This window comes from Metabacillus sediminilitoris (assembly GCF_009720625.1).
Classification (GTDB): Bacteria; Bacillota; Bacilli; order Bacillales; family Bacillaceae; genus Metabacillus; species Metabacillus sediminilitoris.
The window spans coordinates 2709530-2728558 of sequence record NZ_CP046266.1; the positions used below are offsets into that span (position 1 = coordinate 2709530).

The window sequence follows — 19029 nt, forward strand, 5'->3', positions numbered from 1 at the left end:
TGTAGTAGGATAATAGATATTGCTCAAAAAGAAAGGAAACAGGAAATGACATATAAAATGATTGTATTAGATTTAGATGATACCTTACTAAGAGATGATCATTCCATCTCAGATCGCACAAAGCATGTATTAATGGAAGCTCAGAAATTAGGTGTGAAGGTTGTCTTAGCGTCAGGTCGCCCTACTTCAGGGATGAAACATATTGCCGAAGAGTTAGAATTGGCCGAATATGGAAGTTTTATTTTATCATTTAATGGCGGCAAAATCTTAAACTGTCAAACCAATCAAGAATTGTTTAGCAGTACATTAGCACCTGAAGCAGTTCATAATTTATATAAAATAAGTCGCCGTGAAGGTGTGTATATTCATACATATGTTGGTGATGACATTATTACAGAAGATGAGAATCCCTTTACAACAATTGAATCAGAACTTACAGGGTTGCCAATAACAGTTGTTGACAAGTTTGTTGATGCAGTCACCGAACCAGTGGTTAAGGTGTTAATGGTCGAAAAACCAGATAGATTAATACAAGTTGAAAAAAAGCTGCAAGCTGAATTACTAGAATTTAGTGTTATGCGTTCGAAACCGTTCTTTTTAGAGTTTACTGAAAAGGGTGTAACAAAAGGAACGAGTTTACATCAATTAATTCAACATTGCGGGATTAAACAGGATGAAGTCATTGCGATTGGTGATAGTTATAATGACTTAGCGATGATTGAATTTGCAGGTCTTGGTGTCGCGATGGGAAATGCTCCAGATGATATTAAAAATATCGCTGATTTTGTAACAGATACGAATATGAATGATGGAGTAGCAAAAGTTGTGGAAGAATTTATATTAAATAAAATAGCAATTGTATAAAATAAGAAGTCGATCTATTGGTATGTAAAGATCGACTTCTTATTTTTTTCTGAACGATTCCTATTTTCAGAGCTAAGAGGACATCCATTGCCCGCCGTAAACATGAAGTGTTTGTCCTGTTACAAACCGAGAATCATCGGATGCTAGGTAAACAAAGGTAGGAGCAAGTTCAAAGGGCTGACCATGACGTTCCATTGGATTTTCTACTGATGAAACCTGATCTGCAGAGAAACTTGATGGAATGAGAGGTGTCCAAATTCGTCCAAGAGCAACTGCATTTACCCTGATGCCTTTTTTTACTAAATAATTTGCTAAGTCGCGAGTGAAACCTATGTTTGCTCCTTTCGTTGCTGTGTAATCGATAAGTTGGTCATTACCATAAAACGCAACTACAGAAGATGTATTTATTATGGAACTACCGCTCTTTAAATACTTAAGTGCAGCTCTTGATGTATAAAAATGTGAGTATATATTCACTTTGAAAGTATCATCAAACTGCTCATCTGTTATATCAAGTAAACTTAATTGTTGAAATTGGATACCCACATGATTGCAGAGAATATTGAGAGTACCAAATGTGTTAATGGTTTCTTCTACAATGTCAATGCAGTGTTGTTTTTCTCTTAAGTCACCAGGCAACATGATACATTTTTGTCCTAATTCTTCAATTCTCTTCTTAGTTCAATTTGCATCTTTATGTTCATCTAAATAAGCGATGGCCACATCTGCGCCCTCTTTTGCGAATGCAATCGCAGCTGCAGCACCTATCCCGCTATCGCCACCTGTAATGAGTGCAACCTTTCCTGCAAGTTTCTCACTGCCTTTATAATCTAGATTTTCAATAATAGGCTTTGGAACCATAGCTTTTTCTACACCAGGTTGGCGAAGCTGGTGTTGCTCAGGGACAGTGATCGGTATCTCTTCATATCGAGTAATTTTTCCGTAATTAGGATGTATTGGATATTTGCTTTGACTAACATGATTGGGTTTAGCTTACGGCATGTTTATCCTCCTCAAAGATATACATTTGAATAAATTATGTTTATTAGGCTAAGTAGGTGCCTGTTATTCTAATTGGTGAGCGCTGTACGGGCTCATTCATGTGAATTGAAGAATATGGTGAACAATAAAGGGAAATGTACCAAGGAGGAAATAAAATGAATCTGTATCAATATAGATATGAAGTAAAGTTGTTGTTAATAAATCATACAGATGAGAAAGAACATATTATTTATGAATTTAAACACTATCCATTTCAGATGCCAAAAATTGGACCTAGACCGCCGGTTTACTGTCATCCAAGATATGATCAATATTATCCAGTCATTTAAATGAATTGATCTTAATAAGAATGAATAAATGAATAAAGTAAGCGTATTTTAGATGGATTTATTTATGAAACAGAAGAGTTATGCAACAGTTTGTTTTTAAAATAACTGTTGCTTTTCTAATTTCATAGGAAGTCTGAAATATTCGGACGAAAAAGGTAAAGATTTTACTATTTGTTTATATTGTTAAGTGCAAGGTTTGTAATAAAATATAACATCAACTGTTAGAAAAGAAGGGATTTTTGGCTAAAATAACCAATTCACTTAAAGCGATTTGGTTAAATTATACAATGACAATTGCATTATTACGTTTTATTATAAATATATCTACCAAATGATGTTATTTTATTTTACATAAACGTAATGGGTGCTGAGTCGTTAAGAAGGAGCGGGATTCATGAAAATACTTATTAAAAACGCAGAGATCATTACAATGAATGAAAATGATGAAATTATATATGGAGATCTTCTTATTGAAGATGATCGGATCGTTGAGATTTCCAAAGGGATAGATGGTGTTTTAGCTGATAAAATCATTGATGCAACAGGTAAAACGATCATACCAGGATTCATTCATAGCCATATTCACCTTTGTCAAACGTTATTTAGAGGGCAGGCTGATGATTTAGAATTACTAGATTGGTTAGCAAAAAAAATCTGGCCGCTTGAGGCTGCACATGACGAAGAATCCATTTATTATTCGGCTATGTTAGGTATTGGAGAACTTATTCAAAGCGGTACTACTTCTATCATTGATATGGAGACAGTTCGTTACACAGATCATGCTTTTCAGGCAATTGCGGAAAGTGGAATTCGTGCCCTTGCAGGTAAAGTAATGATGGACCAAGGTGAAGGAGTACCAGTTAATCTACTAGAAAACACGCAGGAGTCAATTCAAGAAAGTGTTGATTTGTTAGAAAAATGGAATAATTTTGATAACGGGCGAATTAAATATGCTTTTTCACCTAGATTTGTCATTTCATGTACAGAAAATTTACTGTTGGAGGTTAGAGACTTATCAAAGCACTATGGAGTAATGGTCCATACTCATGCTTCAGAAAATTTAAAAGAAATTGAGATTGTTGAAAAAGAACGTGGCTTGAGAAATATCGTTTATTTAGATCATATTGGTCTAGCAAACCCACAGCTTATATTGGCACATTGTGTCTGGGTGGATCAAGAAGAAAAACGAATTATTCGAGAAAAGGGTGTAAAAGTTAGCCATTGTCCAGGTTCGAATTTAAAGCTAGCTTCAGGTATTGCTGAAACACATGACATGCTTGAAAACGATATATTTCTAAGTCTTGGAGCAGATGGTGCTCCGTGTAATAATAACTTAGATATGTTTAATGAAATGAGACTATCAGCCCTCATTCAAAAACCAAAACATGGTCCAACCACAATGGATGCACACAAAGTATTTAGAATGGCAACAATTGGCGGAGCCACTGCAATGGGGTTAGAAAAAGAGATTGGCAGTTTGGAAGTTGGGAAAAAAGCAGATGTTGTTATATTAAATTTGAATGACTTTCATACATATCCATCAAATGATGTAGACCCAATTTCAAGAATCGTCTATTCAGCAACAAGAGGTGATGTTGAAACAACCATTATTAATGGAAAAGTAGTTATGGAAAATCGGATCATGAAAACAATTGATAAAAAGATAGTTTTAAAAGAGGCGAATCATTCGATTAAACGATTATTGAATAGAATTTCTAACTGACAATCAACGAAAAATAGGATGATTGGAACTTAGGGACAGGAGGAAAAGTATGCGTTCGGACATATATGAAATACTTGATTATGTTTGTCAACACCCAGGCAAAAAAGTATTAGCTACCATTATTGATGTCCATGGGTCTGCATATAAACGAGCAGGCTCAACAATGCTTTTTCATGAAGATGGTCTCCAAGTTGGACTTTTGAGTGGCGGATGTTTAGAGGAGGACGTATTTGAACGAGTAAAACCATTTTTTTATGAGCCATCATCAACGATAATAACGTATGATCTCTCGGCTGAGGATGATCTGTCATGGGGCCAAGGTGCTGGCTGTAATGGAAAGATAAAAATAGTCGTTGAAACTGTCACATCACAGGTTTACAAGGACATTCAAAAAGTAAGGACTTTTGTAAATAACGGAGTGAATATCGTGCATATAAAAAGATTCTCAAAGAGCAACGAAATAACCGATTATCTTTTTTATACCGAATTTGGAGAAATTTTTGGTAATTGGAACGGTGCATTACCAACTATTAAAAATGTAGCAGATAATAGCACGTTGTTATTTGACAATCAAGGTGATAGGTTGTTTTTTCAAAAGATACTGGCAAGACCAAGACTTATTATTTATGGGGCAGGCGTTGATGCTATACCACTCGCACAACTTGCGCAATTTACAGGTTTACAAGTGATTATTGCTGATTGGAGGCCTGCTTTTTGTAATAAAAGGCATTTTCCTTTTGCTTATAAAACAGTTATTGCTACACCAAATGAATTTGTTTCTTCCTTTTCCTTTACAACTTCTGATTCTGTCGTCTTAATGACCCATAATTATGAAAAAGATAAACAACTTATCGAGTTGTTAGTAGAAAAGAAACTAGGTTATTTAGGAATTTTAGGTTCAAAAACCCGTGCTGAAAGGCTATTAAGAGGTATGGATATACCTGAGTGGGTTCATTTTCCGGTTGGTTTATCGATCGGAGCAGAAGGTCCACAAGAGATAGCAATTAGTGTAATTGCGGAGCTCATTCAAAATAAGACGAGGAGGTTGGATATGGCATTATGAAGAGAATAATTGGGATCTATCTTGCAGCAGGTAAGAGTAAACGAATGGGTATGTGCAAATTATCCTTACCATTATCTATAAAACCTCTTGGCGCAATAGCATTAGCAGAGATTATGAAATCGAATATAGACCACTTACTTATTGTAACTAATGATATCAAAGCAAGTTGGCTGAATTCTGCTGATGTACTTCGTACTTATTCAACAAAATGGGAGAACATCATTAGCTTGCAGTCCCATTTAGGTCAATCATATTCCCTTCGTACTGGTATCAGAAGAGCAGTACAATTGGGTGCAGAATCTGTTATTGTTTTTCTAGCGGATCAACCATTTGTGACAACTAGTATGATAAATCGCCTGATAAATGAAGCGGAAAGTGAGTATGCTTATGTTGCTTCTTCAGATGGTGAAATAATAAAGCCCCCAATAATATTTCATAAAAAAGCATTCAAAGAACTCATGGCAATCAATGGTGATAAAGGTGCTCGAGGTTTGTTTAAAAATGGTGCTTTAAAAGGAATGAGCATAGCAATGAGTTCAGAGCATCTCTTTGATATTGATACGATAGAAGAGTATGAATATGCTAAAACATTTATTAACTCAATTAGATCGTTTTCCTGAGCCAAAAACTATGTTTCTCCTTAGAAATTCTCCTTCCTTTATTTACTACTCTATAAAATGATTACTCTTCTAACATAACGTTTTTATTAATAATTTTATGAAGAATTAGGTGATCGCAGTGAAAAACGATTTAGACGTCATGACAAGGTCTTCCATTTCAGTTGAACATCCACAGCAAATAGATGATGCAATATTGATGAAACAAAACTCAAATGGAGTTTATATATCAGGAGGTACACTTATCCAGCTTGATTGGGAAGCAGGTAAGCCTCTTACTAGAAAATTAATTAACTTGGCAACTATTAACGAATTAAAAGGTATCATCCATTTCGAGCAAGAGGGGCGACAGTTTATTGAAATAGGCACGCTCACGACAATTTCTGAATGTATTGAAAATCCGACTATCAGTGAGAATTTTCCCTTGTTAGGTGAGGCGTGCAAAAACATTGCCGCTCCTGCAGTGCGAAATCGTGCAACTCTAGGCGGCAATGTTGCGAGTGGCATTGGAGATACAATCCCTGCTCTTTTAGCATTAGATGCGCAATTAAAACTAAGAGTACTAGATAAGACAAAGGTCGTGAAATTATGGGAATGGCTTCATTTTCAAAAGGAGGCACAACAATCCACCTATCTTATTATTTCGATAAGAATACCAATTCAAAAATCTGGTGACCAATCCGTTTTTAAAAAGATAGGGCGAAGAGAAGCCTTTACCCCTGCGTTAGTTACAATCTGCGCACAATGGAAGAAAAAACATATTAATGAACTTGAATATATCCGGATTGCTGTCGGAGGAGGCAACAACAATCCAAGAAGATTAATTAACGTAGAAAAAATTTTAGAAACAAATTGTTGTAATAAAAATTTATTTAAGTTCTTGTACTTAGAAATACTCGAAGAATTTATTTCCTATTCGGATTCATTTATTAGTGAATCGTATCGAAGAAAAGTAGCAGCAAACTTACTTGTCACTGAATTAATGAACATCTTTCAGGAAAGAGAGGTTTAGTATAAATGAGACTTGTAAGAGAAAATTTCCCAAGTAAATGGAAGGTAAGGCCTGATGGGTTAGCAAAAGTAACTGGCACTCTAAAATATTTAACTGATTTAATTTTTCCAAATATGCTCTATGGAAAAGTGTTACGAAGTTCATATCCACATGCAAAAATCCTTTCGATCTCGACTGGGAATGCCGAAAAATTAGAAGGCGTTAAAGCTGTAGTGACCCATAATGACGTTCCAGGTATGAACCGATTTGGATTGATTTTTCCCGATCAGCCAGTTTTATGTGACGATGTGGCAAGGTATGTAGGTGATGCAATTGCAGCGGTTGCTGCTGAAAGTGAAGAAATTGCTGAACTAGCAATTAAGTTGATTGAGGTTGAGTATGAACCGCTTGAAGTGATTGATGATCCTGAAAAAGCCTTATTGCAATCTGCAGTTAAACTTCATCCTGGTGGAAATATCCTTCACCGAGCAGGTTATAAAAGTAGTGAAGAAGTAATGAATGTTATTAAAGAGTGTCCATATGTAGTGGAAGAAACGTATGAAACGCCAAGACAGATGCATGCTTACATGGAGACAGAGGGAGGAGTGGTAGTTCCTGATAAAAATGGGGGAATTACCGTATATGCAGCGACTCAACACGGATTTAAGGATCGTATGCAGTTAGCTAGAATACTGGGGATGCCAGAAAGTGATATTCGAGTTATTTCTAGCCCAATTGGCGGGTCATTCGGCGGTAAAGATGAGTTAAATATCCAGCCATATGCGGCATTACTTGCATTAAAGACAGGTAGACCAATTAAACTGCATAACAAGAGAAGTGAATCAGTCAGAGCTGGAATTAAACGTCATCCTATGAAAATGAAAATGATTACAGGGGCAGATGAACAGGGAAAACTAGTAGGGCATTATGTTAAGATCATTGCTGATACAGGAGCGTATGCCACTTTAGGACCAGCTGTACTCGATTTTGCCGTTGAGCACTCAACTGGACCTTATCTTATTCCACATGTTGATATAGAAGGTATATCAGTTTTTACAAATAACGGAGTATCAGGAGAGTATAGAGGTTTTGGAGGGAATCAGGTTACGTTTGCCCTAGAATCTCAGATTGATAGACTGGCAGAAATGATGAGGATGGATCCCTTGATGCTGCGTGAGATAAATATAAGAAATGCAGAAGACCTGGGACCGCTTGGTCAGAGAATTGTAGCTAACGATGGTGCCAAAAATGTCCTAAGTATGATTAAGTCTTCAACAATTCTTACAGCTCCCCTGAAAAGACAAGATAATTGGTGTTTAAGAGGGAGAGGTGCTGCCATCACGATGCATGGAGGCGGTCTAGGTTTTGGAAGACCTGATCCTTCTGGTGCTCGGCTCGCCTTGACAAAAGAGGGAGAAATAGAAATTGCATTCGGTTTTGAAGAATTTGGTCAAGGATTACTTGCCTCAATTGAAATCATGATGACAGATATGCTCGGTTGTGCAAAAGAAGATATAAAAATCGTTATTGGCGATACAGATCTCGTTCCTGCATCAGGCTCCTCGACAGCTTCTCGTTCAACAAATATGATCTGGCAAGGAATAAATAAATTAAAGGAACCGTGGAGAGATAAAATCTTGGATGCTGCATCAAGTGTAACTGGTGTTCAAAAAAGGAAGTTATTCATCGGAGAAAGGGGTGTATGGGAAAAAGGTGTTAAGAATAAAATGATCATCACCTATAAAGAATTAGCGAAGAGTTTTTCTCATAATCTTCCTGTTTGCTCAACTCAATATCACTTCCCGACAACTCCTGATGCAGTTATTGGAGGGCATTATTTACACACATATGCAGCCGTAGCAGCAGAGGTTGAAATTGATCAATTAACTGGCCGAATCAAAGTAACGAAGCTTGACCATTCAGTGGCAGCTGGACCGGTCGTAAACCCGCTAGGATATTTAGGGCAAATTGAAGGTGGTGCCATTATGGGGTTAGGCTTTACACTATTTGAAGATTCAATAATGGAACATGCTCGATATCATACAGAGAATTTTGATTCATACCTTCTTCCAACAATCAAAGATATTCCTCTTTCTACAAATGTTGATGTTGATGAGTCATTATTTGAAAGTGATATTTTTGGTCCTAGAGGTGTAGGTGAAATTGGTACAGTTGCTGTTGCGCCGGCTATTACGGCTGCTATCCATAATGCCTGCGGAATTTGGGTAAGCAAGCTACCTGTTTCTCCTGAAGAATTATTGAATGCTCTAGAATTAACTCCGTTTTTATTTGATCAGCAGGAGGTAGTGGAATGAACACAGAGGGTCTTAGAAATAAGAGCAGTGCAGAAGAAGAAAACAATATTAACATAAACATAATGGTTAATGGGCAGTCTTACAGCCTAGCGGTACACCCTGCTTATCGTTTAGTGGATATTTTACGAAATGATTTAGGCCTAACAGGCACAAAGATTTCATGTGAAATTGGAAGATGTGGGGCATGCTCTGTTGTAATGGATGGAAACCTTGTTAATGCTTGTTTAGTTATGGCTTACCAAGTTGATAATCAAGTGATCGAAACAATAGAACAAGTTGCAATAGAAACAATCCACCCAATACAACAAGCGTTCTTGGAGGAAGGTGCTCTTCAATGTGGGTATTGTACACCAGGAATGGTCATTGCTTTAAAATCATTGTTAGACAAAAATAATCATCCAACTGAAGAAGAAGTTCTCGACTATTTATCAGGGAATTTATGTAGGTGTACAGGTTACAATGGGATACTCCGTGCGGTTCAACGGTATAAAAACGAAAGTCTATCCATACATAAATTTAAACTTTAGAGTGAATACCTTTAAGGTTTTATTTTGTAATAAATCGAACCAAATGACAAAATAGTTTGGATTCTTTATGTTTCATCAGGAGCTTATAATGAGATGTTTAATAAATAATTACATTTTCAAGAAGTTAATCTACAGTGTTTCGATAAACGAATATCATTTTGCTTTCTACAAATCGACAATGATTGACGATAAATAAGTTCCATTTAAATTATAAATCTTTGTTTTTCTAAAAGGATTTTCCTAACCCTATTTACTTATTAAGAAAATCTCTGTAATCTATTGTTTGAATAGTATGAGTTTTGCATATGATGATAGTTTACAGAATTGGAGGAAAGAAATTTGATTAAAGCAATTTTCTTTGATTTAGATGATACATTATTATGGGATCAAAAAAGTGTGAAAGAAGCTTTTGTTGGAACTTGTCAATTGGCAAAAGAAAAGTATGGAATCAATCCAAATGAATTAGAAGAAGCAGTACGTAATGAAGCTAGAGAACTATATTCTACTTATGAAACATATGAATTTACCCAAATGATTGGAATTAATCCATTTGAGGGGCTTTGGGGTAATTTTTTAGATGATGAAGATAACTTTAAAAAGATGAAGGAAATCGTTCCCACATATCGTAAAGAATCGTGGACAAGAGGGTTGAAAGCCTGTGGAATTGATGATGCTGAATTCGGTGCCAAATTGGCTGAAGAGTTTCCAGCGCAAAGACGCAAGAAACCATTTGTTTATGATGAATCATTCAAGGTATTAGACGAGTTAAAGGGTTCATATCGCTTGCTATTATTAACAAATGGATCACCAGATCTTCAAAATACAAAATTAGAGATCACTCCTGAGCTTGTGCCATATTTTGAACAAATTATTATATCAGGTGCATTTGGAAGAGGTAAGCCAGATGCAACTATATTTGAACATGCATTAGAAAAAATGAATCTATCAAAAGATGAAGCTATCATGGTTGGAGATAATTTAATGACAGATATTCTTGGAGCTTCTAGAATCGGTATGAAATCGGTTTGGATTAATCGACATGATAAGGAACGTAATGAGGTTATTCCAGATTTTGAAATTACACATCTTGAAGAACTTTATCCTATTTTAGATAAATTAAACAAATAAGTGTAATAAGAATGTAACATCCTGATACCAAAATAGGTATCAGGATGTTTTAATAATCAAGAAATTACAAGTAACAATGCCGTTCTTTCATAAGTAAGACCGTCCGCTTAAATGACTTAGCTAAAAAGTCCATCTGCTTGTTTAACTTGCTTGATTTTAATATACAATTGTATCTCCTTTAAGAAAACTTCTTGTATATCTTCAATGAAAGAGTAATAACAGTAAATGAAATGTCTTTTTATTTTTTTGATTTCGTAAAAAAGGAAAACATGGACTTTAAGCAGCATTAAGCAACCCTTTTTGGTATATACTTACAAGTAAATTATAAAAAATATAAAAAAATTTTAAAGAAGTAGCTTGAAGAACAGTAAAATACTTGGTATAATATTCAAAATATTAAAATATATTGAAGAGGAATAGTAGAATTTTTAAAGCGCTCAGAGAGCTGTTGGATGGTGAGAAACAGCCGTGGAAAAAATTCGAACTCGCCTTGAAGTAGCTCGCTGAAATTGCAAAAGAGTAGGTTGAGACGGATCCTAACCGTTATAGTAGGAGGATATAAGGTATTTGAATACCCTTATCCGTTAAGAGTGCATACCGTTGAATTGGTATGAATTAGAGTGGTACCGCGTAAGATGTCAAAGTCTTTCGTCTCTATTAAATTAGGGATGAAAGGCTTTTTTGTGTTCATCCCATCCTAAAAGTAAGTTTTAATCATAGAAAGGATGATCTATAAATGGAAAATTTCACAAAATATTCACGAGGCTATTTTATGCCCCCAGTAAAAAGTTTGAAATGGACTGAAAAAGAGTATATTACAGAACCTCCTACCTGGTGTAGTGTCGACCTTCGAGATGGGAACCAGGCTCTGGTTGTTCCCATGAGCCTTGAGGAGAAGCTAGAATATTTTCAATTGCTATTAAAGATAGGTTTCAAGGAAATTGAGGTTGGCTTTCCGGCAGCTTCGGAAACAGAATATACTTTTTTACGGACATTGATTGAAGAAGATTTGATTCCTAATGATGTAACAATTCAAGTATTAACCCAGTCTAGAGATCACATTATTAAAAAGACATTCGAATCACTTAAAGGTGTAAATAAAGCCGTAGTGCATCTTTATAATTCAACCTCTTTAGCACAGCGAGAACAAGTCTTTAAAAAATCAAAAGAAGAGATAATCGAAATTGCTGTAACTGGAGCAGAACTTCTTAAAAAATATGCCGATGAAACCGAAGGTAACTTTCAATTTCAGTATTCACCAGAAAGTTTTACCGGTACAGAAATTGATTTCGCACTAGAAATATGTAATAAGGTCCTGGATGTATGGCGTCCAACAATTGATAACAAGGTAATCATTAATCTCCCGGCTACGGTATCTATGTCCATGCCTCACGTCTATGCAAGTCAAATTGAATACATGAGTGATCATCTAAACTACAGAGATAATGTTATTCTGTCGCTACACCCGCATAATGATAGAGGAAGCGGTGTAGCAGATGCAGAGTTAGGAGTCCTAGCAGGCGGACAGAGAATTGAGGGTACCTTGTTTGGCAATGGGGAAAGAACAGGGAACGTGGATATCGTTACACTTGCACTGAATATGTACTCACATGGTGTTGATCCTAAGCTTAACTTTGAAAATATACAAGAAATTAGTGCAATATATGAGCGCCTGACAAGAATGAAGGTTTATGAGAGACAACCATATGGAGGAAAACTTGTATTTGCTGCATTTTCAGGTTCACATCAAGATGCGATTGCTAAGGGTATGAAATGGCACGAAGAAAACAAGTGTGAGAATTGGACAGTTCCTTATTTATTGATTGATCCAAAAGATATTGGCAGAGAGTATGAAGCTGATGTCATCCGTATCAACAGCCAGTCTGGTAAAGGAGGGATCGGCTATGTGCTTGAACAGCAATATGGACTTGATCTTCCACCAAAAATGCGAGAGCACTTCGGCTACTGTGTGAAAGATGTATCAGACCGTCAACATAAAGAGCTTATGCCAAATGAAATTTATGAAATATTCTTAAAGGAATATGTAAATATAAAAGATCCTATTGAGTTTGTTAATTACAGGTTTAGCAAGCATGATGATTTCCAAACCATCGTAGCTATTCAAATGGAAAATGAGATTCAAGAAATAGCAGGTGGTGGAAATGGTAGACTAGACGCGATTAGCAACGCTCTTCAAAAGAAAATGGGAGTTACTTATACGAATTTGGTTTATAAAGAGCATGCTCAAGAAATAGGATCTGAATCAAACGCTGTATCTTTCGTAGGTATCACTGCTTTAAATGGAACAGTCTTCTGGGGTTGTGGCATTGATGTAGATATTATGACATCTTCTATAAAAGCCCTGTTTAGTGCAGTTAACAAAATGGTGATCAGTGAATCACTACTCGATGAAAAAAGTTTTACCTTAACAAATAAATAAAGTGGAAGTGGTTGTGTTTAGGGGGGAATCAATTTTGATTTTACTCCCTTTTTTATTTTCCTTTACAGGTATCATTAGATCCTGCATTTTTGCTAAATCTCTAATCCGCACTCCTCTTCCGAAAAGTGGGAATTCTATTTAGCAAGTCAAATAGATTTTCAGTTCATTAGATGGTATAGTATGGGACGGTGACCATGAAAACACCAAGTTGTTCTAAATGATAATAAGGAAGCTGACAACATGAAATCAACAAACTTTTATATAAAATCATGGCAAAAAGCTTTAAGAGCTGAAATCATGCATTTAAAGACATACGGAAGCACGAAATATTCTGTAAAAAATGGAGAAATAATATCAAATGATGGAACATTTACGTATTATTTTGACACAAATGTTCCTTTACGAATTCCAATCGGCTCGAGCATAAGAATGGAATCTAGATCTTTAACAGTAAATGGAAGAGTCCTTTCATCTGAGGGGAAAAGCGTGATTGTCTCTTTAGAAGAATCATTACGGAATCCTCTAGATGATTTATTCTTATTGCATGATCCTTGGGAATTATTAGACCAGCTGCACGAGAGATTAGAAGAAATAAAAGAAAATAAACGAAAACGTGCTCGAATAAAAAGACTGATGAATCCTTCAAACGAAGCAAAACATCCGATCACAAACATAAAATCGAATGTTCATGAATTGATTCTAAGAAGTAAATATAACCCTGTTACGTTTGTATGGGGACCGCCTGGAACAGGTAAAACATACACACTTGGGAGGACAGCAGCCAATAAATACTTTAAGGGAAATCGAATTCTCATACTTTCTCAAAGTAATCAAGCTGTAGATGTTCTTATGAATGAAATTTCTCGGTTTATAGATAAAAAAGGACGTTTTCGTGAAGGAGATTTGTTACGGTATGGATCTCAGACTGCAATTGTGTCTGAAGCCTCTCTTACGACAAACGAGCTAATTCAAAAAAGATATCCAGATTTAGCTGTAAAAAAAGTTAGTTTACAAGAAGAGAGAAGATTAATAAAAATCGATCTCGGACGATCTTTTAGTCAACGAGATTCAGAACGTTTACTTGAAATAGAAGGAAAACTTGCCAATATATTAGAAAAGATACGTCAGAAAGAAATTCAATTTGTAAAAGATGCAGAGATTATTGGAACAACTCTTTCAAAGGCAGCCAATGACCCGGCAATTTATGAAAAAGACTATGATCTAGTTATTGTCGATGAAGCAAGTATGGCATACGTTCCACAAATTGGCTTTGCTTCATCATTGGGACAGAGGTTTATTGTTTGTGGAGATTTTAAACAACTTCCGCCAATAGCAGCGGCAAGAAATCCATTTGTAGATGAATGGTTAAGAGAGGATATATTTCATAAGGCCGGGGTTGTAAATTGGCTGAACGACGGTAAACAATTACATCCTCATCTGTTTTTGTTAAAGGAACAAAGAAGAATGCATCCAGACGTTTCATCCTTTACGAATCAATATATTTACGATTCATTAGTAGGTGATCATGAAAGTGTAAAGACTGCTAGGAATTCAATTGTTGCAGCTGAACCATTTGCAAGTCGTTCCTCTGTTCTTCTAGATAGTAGTTTTACGGGATATCACTGTCTCCGCGAAAAAACATCTAATTCAAGATTTAATTTGTGGCACTTACTCCTATCTTTTCAAATTATCCATGAATCTTATATAGCTGGGTCAAGATCAATTGGATATGTAACTCCATATCGAGCTCAGGCAGTTTTAATGGAATCCTTATTAATTGACCTATATTCAACAGAGCTGCAACAATCAGATATCATTTCAGCCACTGTTCATCGTTTTCAGGGAAGTGAACGTGATGTTATGTTGTTTGATACGGTGGATAGTTACCCGCAAGATCGTCCAGGTATGTTGTTGGTCGGAAAAGACAGTGAAAGACTAATAAATGTTGCGATTACAAGAACGAAAGGGAAATTCATTCATATTTGTGATCATCAATTTATTAAAGAAAAAGTATATCGTAATAAAACAATTCGAAAGCTTGTCGATCATCAATTTAAAAATAAGCAGGAAGTATTACCACATCAGATCGGTTCATGGATTAGAAATCAACACCCAAACTTAACCTGGATCCATGCGAAAAAGCTTGAAAAAACGAAAGAGGACATCCGTCAAGCAAAGCAATCGATCATTTTAGGTTTGCCATCTGGGAAACTTTTAACAAATGAGTGGAAGGATATATTAAATAACAGAAATACTAAAATCTCACTTACTGCTGTAACAGAGATGAAGATTGATAATGTGAAAATTGATAAGCTTATACAGCAATCAGTCTCATTTCCATTTATCATTATAGATAAACAATATTTATGGTTGGGGATTCCGCTTGAAGGTGTAGTTAACGTGAAACCTCCATTTGTAGCTGCTCGATTATCCTCTGGTGTTGTCATTGACTATTTTCTTTCGGAGATTATTGGAAATTAACCAGCGATATAAACAAAATATGTAGGGTTTATACAACTATATTACATGTAAGAACCATAGGGATATACACTAGACAACATTGATAAAGGTTGAATCAAGCTAGCTCATTACTCTTCGATTGAAGAAATAGTCGATATAAGGCTATTTTGGAATGAAAAAGGGAGTAACAAAGATTCCGTTCCATAATATGCTCCATTAACTTGTACTAATCTAGGAAAAAGAGTCATAGATCTAGAATAGTTATCCAGGTTTCAGGCAGAATTTTGGAGGAGAAATGGTGGGAATTTCATTAAGTTTATCAGTCTTTTTTGCTTTGTTTACAGGGAGTTTTTTGTCTTTATTAATCACTAGTTGGTTTAATGTGAAAATAGACTATATTTTATCTTTATGTGCAGGAGTATTATGCGGAGTCCTATTTTTAGAACTGATTCCACACAGTTTTTCTGATTATAGTAGTGTTTCTGTGGTGATTGGTATCTTAATAGGACTCTCCGTCATGTTCTTCATTGATAAACTTATTCATAAACATCATTCTCAAAATGTTATCGTAGATAAAACATCGTCTTTTTATTTTCTCATTTTAGCCATCACGCTTCATAATGTTCCAGCAGGTATCGCTTTAGGCAATCATGCTGAACATAATGAACATTTATTTCAATTGCTTGTTTTCCATCACATTCCTGAGGGTATAACATTAATGATGATCTATATAGCATCATCCCTTAAAATACATCATTTGTTTGCTTCCTTTGTATTCTTAAGTGTAAGCTTAACAAGTTTTGCATTATTAGGAAGTATTCTTCCATTCAGTAATGTTCAATATCTAGGAATGATACTTGGTGTTGCAATTAGCACGATGGGTTATATTACTATTTTTGAATTGTTTTTTCCTTCTTTAAAAAAAGGATATCGATCCTTCCATTGGTTAAGTTTGCTTTCTGGCATATTTATTGCGGCAATCATCTTTATTATTGGCTAAGATTGACAAAAGCCAATATTTTTTTTACAATTTAATTAGATAATATGAGCATATACTCATATTTGCAAATATAATAATACAAAGAGGTGTGATATGGTGGGCGGTTCCACAAATAACAATCATAAAAATATCGAACAGCTTGATGAAGAAACACTTTTTATTGTCTCACAGACATTTAAAGCATTAGGTGACCCGACAAGAATCAGAATTTTACATTTGTTATCACATGAAGAACACTCTGTAAATGATATAGCTGAAAAACTCTCATTGTTACAATCGACAGTTTCTCATCAGCTAAGATTTTTGAAAAATCTTCGGTTGGTTAAATATAGAAGAGAAGGTACTACGCTATATTACTCAGCAGATGATGATCATGTTATGAATGTCTTGCAGCAAACGATTCATCATGCACAGCATCATTAAGCTTATAGATGGAGTGAAACAAAATGAATGAATATAAAGTAAAGGGTTTAACCTGCGTAAACTGTACAAGAGAGCTTCAAGAGGAAATTAATAAATTACCTTCAGGGGAAACAGCATCGCTTAGCTATAATACTGGAAAACTTCGACTAGAAAGCACAGTCGATATGGATAGAGTAAATAAGATTTTATCATCAGATGGAGCATATATAGAACATGATCATGCTCATGATGAAGGTCACCATCATGAACACCATACAGGCGTGAATTGGATGGTCTTATTGTCCATATCTGCATTTTTTTATGTTGCTGCATTTATTACAGAATATTGGATTAATGAATATGTAGCGATTGGCTTCTTTCTAGCTGCAACGATTTTGAGCGGCTATCAAACATTCCTAAAAGGCTTAAAAAACTTACTAAAGTTTAAATTTAATATTGAAACGCTTATGACAGTTGCTCTTATCGGTGCACTTAGTATTGGTGAATGGAAGGAAGGTGCACTTGTTGCAATCCTCTTTGGGATAAATGAATATTTAGAAGGTTTAGGAATGCAGAAAGCTCGAAAATCAATGGAAAAATTACTTGAAATTGCTCCAAAAGAAGCTACGATTTTAGAAAATGGTGAAGAAAAAATTGTTAAAATCTCTTCTTTGAAAGTCAATCAGGTAGTTTTAGTTAAGGCTGGAGAAAAAATCCCTTCTGATGGAATAGTTGTTGATGGGAAAAGCTCTGTAAATGAAGCTGCGATAACTGGTGAATCAATGCCAGTAGAAAAAGCAATTGATGAACATGTTTTTGGGGGAAGTATTAATAATGAAGGTGTTCTTAAAATTAAAATTACAAAGGCTTATGAAGACTCTTCTTTAGCAAAAATTCTCCATCTTGTTGAAGAAGCACAAGATACTAAGACACCAACTGAACTGTTTATTAATAAATTTGCAAAATATTATACACCTTTCATTATGGTGATCTCATTTTTGGTCATGATTTTCCCGCCACTTTTTCTAAATGGGAATTGGGGAGATTGGTTTTACCAAGGTTTAGCTGTGTTAATTGTAGGTTGTCCATGTGCACTTGTCCTATCTTCACCGATTGCAATTGTTTCAGGAATTACGAAAAATGCTCGAAATGGGATCCTCATTAAAGGAGGAGTTTTCTTAGAACAACTAGGTAAAGTAACGACATTTGCTTTTGATAAAACAGGGACATTGACAAAAGGGGAGCCTTATGTCGAAAAACTTGTTGACTATGATCCGGCATTTTTACAAATAGCAGCATCTATTGAAAAAACTTCTTCACATCCAATTGCTAAAGCAGTATTGAGTAAAGCAGAAGGTGTACATTTTCTCGAACCAGAGGAAATATCCGCTGTGTCAGGCACTGGAATTATAGCCAAGTTTAATGGAATAACCTATTTTTTAGGGAATGAGGCACATATTCATCATATAGCCCTTCCAAGCCAAGTTCTAAAAGATCTAAAAACGTTTAAAGACGAAGGAATGACAATCGTCATTTTAGCCAATGAAACAAACATCCTTGGAATCATGGGAATCTCTGATCAAGTACGTGCAGAAAGTCAATCTGTGATTTCTCAATTGCACTCATCAGGTGTCAATAAAACAATTATGTTAACTGGAGATCATGAAATGACTGCTAAGAAGGTAGCAAAGAGTGTTGGTCTAACCACTTATTTTGCTAGTTTATTACCAGAAGAAAAGGTATCAAAAATAAAAGAACTAACAAAAAATGAAAAAGTTGCAATGATTGGAGATGGTATAAACGATGCTCCAGCATTAGCTACAGCTGATATTGGCATTGCGATGGGTAAAGGAACAGACAGTGCAATCGAAACGGCTGATATTGTGTTAATGCAGGATCACTTAGGCAAATTACCATCCGCTATTAGATCTGCCAAAAAAGTAAATAAAATAATCAAACTAAACATTACATTAGCACTTGGGTTAAAATTAATTGCATTATTATTAACAATTCCGGGTTTGTTGACACTTTGGATTGCTATATTATCAGATATGGGAGCAACAATATTGGTTACACTTATAAGTTTAACTGTTTTATATGAAAAAAGAGGACATGAAAGTAGAATCTGAGTTCAAAAGCCTCCCTTTATCATCTCTTTGAATTGTGCT

At 35.4% G+C, this 19029-nt stretch carries 14 protein-coding genes, 1 pseudogene and 1 other annotated feature; of the genes and pseudogenes, 14 read left to right on the forward strand and 1 reads right to left on the reverse strand.

Annotation, left to right across the window (positions count from 1 at the left end; all coding sequences use genetic code 11):
- The first annotated feature begins 45 nt into the window (after positions 1-45).
- Positions 46-864: a Cof-type HAD-IIB family hydrolase gene (locus GMB29_RS12830; RefSeq protein ID WP_136354120.1), complete on the forward strand. Its 819-nt coding sequence runs from the start codon at positions 46-48 to the stop codon at positions 862-864.
- Positions 865-936: 72 nt separating this feature from the next.
- On the opposite strand, the pseudogene GMB29_RS12835 reads toward GMB29_RS12830, so the two are convergent.
- A pseudogene (locus tag GMB29_RS12835) lies at positions 937-1821 on the reverse strand (SDR family oxidoreductase).
- A gap of 200 nt (positions 1822-2021) precedes the next feature.
- Here GMB29_RS12835 and GMB29_RS27025 point away from each other — a divergent pair.
- The 13 genes from GMB29_RS27025 to GMB29_RS12895 all read left to right on the forward strand — a co-directional run bounded on the left by GMB29_RS27025 (position 2022) and on the right by GMB29_RS12895 (position 18990).
- Positions 2022-2195: a hypothetical protein gene (locus tag GMB29_RS27025; RefSeq protein WP_168733849.1), complete on the forward strand. Its 174-nt coding sequence runs from the start codon at positions 2022-2024 to the stop codon at positions 2193-2195.
- A 394-nt stretch (positions 2196-2589) separates the two neighbouring features.
- Positions 2590-3918, forward strand: coding sequence for a 5'-deoxyadenosine deaminase (locus GMB29_RS12840; RefSeq protein ID WP_136354122.1), 1329 nt, complete (start codon positions 2590-2592; stop codon positions 3916-3918).
- A 49-nt stretch (positions 3919-3967) separates the two neighbouring features.
- Positions 3968-4981 (forward strand): XdhC family protein, encoded by a 1014-nt coding sequence (locus GMB29_RS12845; protein ID WP_136354124.1) that lies wholly within the window; start codon positions 3968-3970, stop codon positions 4979-4981.
- A complete protein-coding gene (locus GMB29_RS12850; protein WP_136354125.1) occupies positions 4978-5601 on the forward strand; it encodes a nucleotidyltransferase family protein in 624 nt (207 codons plus the stop codon). Before GMB29_RS12845 ends, GMB29_RS12850 begins: the two co-directional genes overlap by 4 nt.
- Positions 5602-5719: 118 nt before the next feature.
- On the forward strand, positions 5720-6610 hold the full coding sequence (locus GMB29_RS12855; RefSeq protein WP_136354127.1) for an FAD binding domain-containing protein: 891 nt from the start codon (positions 5720-5722) through the stop codon (positions 6608-6610).
- Between the two features lie 5 nt (positions 6611-6615).
- Positions 6616-8904, forward strand: coding sequence for a xanthine dehydrogenase subunit D (gene pucD, locus GMB29_RS12860; protein ID WP_136354129.1), 2289 nt, complete (start codon positions 6616-6618; stop codon positions 8902-8904).
- A complete protein-coding gene (locus tag GMB29_RS12865; protein ID WP_136354131.1) occupies positions 8901-9431 on the forward strand; it encodes a (2Fe-2S)-binding protein in 531 nt (176 codons plus the stop codon). The genes pucD and GMB29_RS12865 overlap by 4 nt, the downstream gene beginning before the upstream one ends.
- A gap of 339 nt (positions 9432-9770) precedes the next feature.
- Complete coding sequence (locus GMB29_RS12870; protein ID WP_136354133.1) at positions 9771-10559, forward strand: HAD family hydrolase; 789 nt, start codon at positions 9771-9773, stop codon at positions 10557-10559.
- Positions 10560-10956: 397 nt separating this feature from the next.
- Positions 10957-11218, forward strand: a binding site (T-box leader).
- Positions 11219-11295: 77 nt separating this feature from the next.
- A complete protein-coding gene (locus tag GMB29_RS12875) occupies positions 11296-12999 on the forward strand; it encodes a 2-isopropylmalate synthase (protein WP_136354135.1) in 1704 nt (567 codons plus the stop codon).
- Between the two features lie 240 nt (positions 13000-13239).
- Positions 13240-15480 (forward strand): AAA domain-containing protein, encoded by a 2241-nt coding sequence (locus GMB29_RS12880; protein ID WP_136354137.1) that lies wholly within the window; start codon positions 13240-13242, stop codon positions 15478-15480.
- A 277-nt stretch (positions 15481-15757) separates the two neighbouring features.
- Positions 15758-16459, forward strand: coding sequence for a ZIP family metal transporter (locus GMB29_RS12885; RefSeq protein WP_136354139.1), 702 nt, complete (start codon positions 15758-15760; stop codon positions 16457-16459).
- Positions 16460-16555: 96 nt separating this feature from the next.
- A complete protein-coding gene (locus GMB29_RS12890; RefSeq protein WP_227551684.1) occupies positions 16556-16882 on the forward strand; it encodes an ArsR/SmtB family transcription factor in 327 nt (108 codons plus the stop codon).
- A gap of 23 nt (positions 16883-16905) precedes the next feature.
- The gene (locus GMB29_RS12895) at positions 16906-18990 is read left to right on the forward strand and encodes a heavy metal translocating P-type ATPase (RefSeq protein ID WP_136354143.1); all 2085 of its coding nucleotides are present in this window, start codon (positions 16906-16908) and stop codon (positions 18988-18990) included.
- The last annotated feature ends 39 nt before the right edge of the window (positions 18991-19029 follow it).

Excerpts from the sequence above, each read along its gene's own strand:
- GMB29_RS12830 (WP_136354120.1), top strand. The coding sequence starts at position 46 with ATGACATATAAAATGATTGTATTAGATTTAGATGATACCTTACTAAGA.
- GMB29_RS27025 (WP_168733849.1), top strand. The coding sequence starts at position 2,022 with ATGAATCTGTATCAATATAGATATGAAGTAAAGTTGTTGTTAATAAAT.
- GMB29_RS12840 (WP_136354122.1), top strand. The coding sequence starts at position 2,590 with ATGAAAATACTTATTAAAAACGCAGAGATCATTACAATGAATGAAAAT.
- GMB29_RS12845 (WP_136354124.1), top strand. The coding sequence starts at position 3,968 with ATGCGTTCGGACATATATGAAATACTTGATTATGTTTGTCAACACCCA.
- GMB29_RS12850 (WP_136354125.1), top strand. The coding sequence starts at position 4,978 with ATGAAGAGAATAATTGGGATCTATCTTGCAGCAGGTAAGAGTAAACGA.
- pucD (WP_136354129.1), top strand. The coding sequence starts at position 6,616 with ATGAGACTTGTAAGAGAAAATTTCCCAAGTAAATGGAAGGTAAGGCCT.
- GMB29_RS12865 (WP_136354131.1), top strand. The coding sequence starts at position 8,901 with ATGAACACAGAGGGTCTTAGAAATAAGAGCAGTGCAGAAGAAGAAAAC.
- GMB29_RS12875 (WP_136354135.1), top strand. The coding sequence starts at position 11,296 with ATGGAAAATTTCACAAAATATTCACGAGGCTATTTTATGCCCCCAGTA.
- GMB29_RS12880 (WP_136354137.1), top strand. The coding sequence starts at position 13,240 with ATGAAATCAACAAACTTTTATATAAAATCATGGCAAAAAGCTTTAAGA.
- GMB29_RS12895 (WP_136354143.1), top strand. The coding sequence starts at position 16,906 with ATGAATGAATATAAAGTAAAGGGTTTAACCTGCGTAAACTGTACAAGA.